This is a genomic window from Sodalis-like endosymbiont of Proechinophthirus fluctus (assembly GCF_001602625.1).
Lineage (GTDB): Bacteria > Pseudomonadota > Gammaproteobacteria > Enterobacterales > Enterobacteriaceae.
This window is the reverse complement of record NZ_LECR01000084.1, coordinates 2,576-6,527: the sequence shown is the minus strand read 5'-3', so window position 1 is coordinate 6,527 and position 3,952 is coordinate 2,576. Positions and strand designations below refer to the sequence as shown.

Below are 3,952 nucleotides of genomic sequence, written 5' to 3'. Positions count from 1 at the left end.
GCCAGTGATCTTCCGCTCATAGCCCACATTGATAGCCCAGCAGCAGGTGTTGTATTGCAGGCTAACCAATTGGTTCGCCGGCTGGTTTGCCTTGGTATCGTAATAATACGTGCCGACCAGTGACCAGCGGTCAATCAGCGGCCAACTGCCGGTTACTCCCACCTGCGAAATGCCTTGTTGATAGCCAGGATGGACAATGTCGGACAGCATCTGCTCGATATATTGTGAGCTGGCGTAACGGTAGTTCAGCTGTAGGATGTGGTTCTCGTCTCGCCGGTACTCCAGCACAGCATCGCCCAGCGAAACGCTGTTCAGACGGGAGTCATACTGCAGGCCGCCGCGGACCCCCCACTGATTACTGATATGCCAGTAGCTATCTCCTGCCCAAACTATACTGCCAGTATTATCATAATTATCCCAGGTGCTTGTGATATCACCGGTACGGGGCCTAGAGAAGTAGTAGATTTGACCTATGGAGGCTTTAAATCGTTCCACGCGCTGATCGTCATAAATTCTGGTAGTCACGCCACCCGTCAATCGGTTAGCGGACGAAATACGGTCGAGGCCGCTATGGGTGCGATCGCGGAACAGGCCGGAGTAGTCGGTTTGCAAGATAGTGGAGTCGTAAACGCCGATATTGTTCTGGTTGCGATAGGGGACATACAGGTATTGCAGCCGCGACTCCAGCGTCTGCGTGTAATCGGGCGCGTAACCCATATCACTCTCGAATACTGTCTTGCCATCGGTTTTAAACTGCGGTAAAACCCGATTAACCAACCCCTTCAGGTGACGGCCGGTAGTGGTATTCTCGTTGTAATAATCGATATTTTCCTGCTGATAGTGAGTGGCCATCAGCTTGGCTTCGGTATTTAGATTACCCCAGCGGTTAGCCAGAGGAAGGTTGAACGTGGGCTCGATATGCAACCGGGTGGCTTCGGGATAGTCGTTATTAACGTTGGTGAATTTGGCTGCTTGACTGAATACCTTGAGATCAAAGGGACCGATTTTGTTTTTATAATAGGTCAAGTCGAACTGGGGCGCAGTGCGGTAAGCGTCGCTGCTATTGGTATCAAAGATCTGGAACTGCTTGTACGACAGGGCGGAGTCCCAGTTTTCATCAGCATAGCCGAAGCTGAATTTTTGCGTGGCGTAGCCGTCGGTAGTGCTGCCGTACTTGGAATCTAGATCGTCGAAATAGTTCGAGCCGTTGACTTTGGTATAGTCGACATTGAAACGCCATACCTGATCCATGACGCCGTTATGGTGCCAATAGAGCAGCCAGCGGTCGCTGTCACTGGCGTGCTCGCTGCTGTAAACCCGATCTTTTGGCAGCCAGTCAAACTCCACCAACCCCTCGCCCGGAGTCGTCAGATAGCGGAACTCGGTCTGGATCTGGGTGCCGTGTTTACTCATGTAGTTTGGCGTGATGGTGGTGTCGTAGTTAGGCGCCAGGTTCAGGTAGTAGGGCGTGCTAAACTCGAAGCCGTTGTTGCTGCCGTATTTGGCATTGGGGATAAGGAAACCGGATCGGCGCTTGTCGCCCACCGGCATTTGCAAATACGGACTGTAGAAGACCGGCACCTTACCGATTTTAAAGCGCGCGTTCCAAATCTCAGTGACTTGCTCCTCGCGGTCGTAGATCACCTCCGAACCGACCACACTCCAGCTTTCGTCACCCGGTAGACAGGAGGTAAAACTGCCGTTTTCCAATACCGTGTAGCGGTTATCGCCGCGCTGTTTCATGGTATCTGCGTCACCTCGGCCCTGCCGGCCTACCATCTGGTAATTACCATGATAGACATCGGTATCTTTGGTATTGAGATTGGACCAGGCTTTGGGGCCCTGCATTTTTATCTCATTGCTGATATAACTGACATTGCCGGTGGCGGTGACGGTACGCAGCGGCGTCTGATTTTGCTCCTGGCGCCGTGTGAGATGCACTTCATCGGCAGTGAGCGTGCTGTTGCTCTGCTCAATGCTCACGCTGCCGCTAAATAGCGCATGATCGGGATAATTCGCCACGGCTTTGTCGGCCTGTATATATACCGGCAGCGTGTTGGGGTTGCCATTGACAAAAGGTTTGGTATAAGCCGGCACGCCCAATAGGCATTGATCCACCAGATCGGCCGGCGCCTGCTGGCTATAGAGAGCTGATCCGATAAGACTGACCAGCAGTGTAGGTAAACGTTTTTTCATAACTGTTTTTCAAGTATTCCGTCATCCAGGGATTATCGCGGCAAACGGTCAGAAACCATATAACTTACAAGCGCCGCGCCAGTGTTAAATCCTGCTGTTTCGCAGCGCACCGTTAGGCTTAGCGTTAAATGACATGTATGATAGAGCAATTTTGTACCGACGGCATGATGAATTACGGCATGATGAATTGAGGATTATATGCGTTATTGGGATAAGCTGTTGGGCGTTATTGTGGCGATTTGGTTAGGCAGTGGTTTTTAGGCCATCGTACTGAGCTTGATGATTGGCCAGATAAAGCGTGAGGCGCTTGCGTGAGCGATCCAAGGCTATATTTTGATCAACAAACCGGGCAAAACGTTTTTTCTGCACTGCTTTCCAAGTTATGGGCCATTTAATCAAGCCTAAATAGGCGGGTCATCGAGTCGGATATCGTAAATGCCAATAGGCTGATGACGCGGATGCAACTGAATAATGCGCTGAAAAGCGCCGTGCAGGAGTCGGTCGTTCCGCGATGGGAAAGATAGCGATTTCCAGCTGCACGGCCGGCTGTGCGAGTTTCACCAGGTCTGCTTTGGTCGCTTCTCATCCGCATATTTTTGGAAATCTAAATCTAGGCGGCCTTATCGGATGAGTCGCTGAATCCCAACGAGCGACAGGTGCTGTACGTCATGGCCGTAAGGGCTTGGCATCAGCCGTGGCCAGTTTGATCAGTTTCTCAGCATGATGGAGGGAGGCGAGCAGTTCGGCGGTCAGCATTAGTCTTACCAGGATAAGTTACCGCCAGCAGGAACGGGCGTAGGGACCGTCCATGGAGGGACGCCTGCAAATTATCGGCGTTAGTCCCCAAGACGGTAGACCGATGGTTAAGTGCGCCTATCGCAAGCTGATGAGCAGGTATAGTCCCGACAAGCTGGTCGCGAAAGGGCTGCCGCCGGAAATGATGGAAATGGCTAAACAGAAAACGCAAGTGATCCAGCAAGCCTATGATCTCCTAAAGAGGGAAAAGGGCTTTCGCTAGTCGAGCAGGAAGTCGACCAGCCAATGCATTTATGGGTTGAAGTTCTACCAGGTGGCGTATTGTCCCTTAAGTTGATGAAAGATTTGTTCCGGGCACGGCCTATGACGAGCATGTTCATTCGTCACCTGCTTGCTGCACATAATGCCGGCTACCTTCAAGGTGGTCTAGTATTGCGCGGGCATCGGCAGAGCGTGGGTGTTGTGCAGCCGAAGCGCTGGAAAACTTTTCACTTCTTGATGGGTGTTGCGGAACATGATCCGACTGATGCTATGGCTATCCATCAGCATGACTGTCAACCGGCCGTGCACGTCGTCGGTCGCGCCTTTCTAATTGACGTGGGCCAGCAGTGTATCAGCATGCTGCCCATCGAGCATCCCAGCCAGCAACGCCATGGCCTCGACATTCAGCGGCTTGCCGTTAAGCAGCAACATTGCGGTGTCGGCCCACCGTCTGCAGTTGCTTGCTGAGATAATGATCGTAATCCGGCAGTTGGTAACATTCTAGCTGCTCGGGGCCGGCAGTGGTTATGATGCAGCTGATCAAGCCGCCATTCTGGTACTATTACGGACGCTGGTGGTGCAGGTTATAGGCATCGTCGATACGTGCCGCGCGCGCCCAGGGTGGGACGTTACGCTCATATTCCCCCAGTTTTCGCCACAGTCGATTACGATAAGTCAACCGATCATCGAAGCTGCCGTTGAGCGTTTAACGCACGTAATCTCGTACGAACGTCTGGTA

General features: G+C 52.3%; 2 protein-coding genes and 1 pseudogene. 2 read left to right on the top strand and 1 reads right to left on the bottom strand.

Features of this window, described 5'->3' with window-relative positions:
- Window positions 1-2,196 (bottom strand): LPS assembly protein LptD (lptD, locus tag BG74_RS08195; protein ID WP_244267452.1); only part of this gene is annotated, 2,196 nt, incomplete at its 3' end.
- A 198-nt stretch (window positions 2,197-2,394) separates the two neighbouring features.
- Here lptD and djlA point away from each other — a divergent pair.
- Window positions 2,395-3,214 (top strand): annotated as a pseudogene (gene djlA / locus BG74_RS08190) (co-chaperone DjlA).
- A 101-nt stretch (window positions 3,215-3,315) separates the two neighbouring features.
- Window positions 3,316-3,681 carry a hypothetical protein gene (locus BG74_RS08185; RefSeq protein WP_204376367.1) on the top strand — a complete coding sequence of 122 codons (366 nt, stop codon included), beginning with the start codon at window positions 3,316-3,318 and terminating at the stop codon, window positions 3,679-3,681.
- The last annotated feature ends 271 nt before the right edge of the window (window positions 3,682-3,952 follow it).

Bases quoted from the DNA above. Each gene is read 5' to 3' on its own strand.
- BG74_RS08185 (WP_204376367.1), top strand. From the start codon at position 3,316: ATGACGAGCATGTTCATTCGTCACCTGCTTGCTGCACATAATGCCGGC.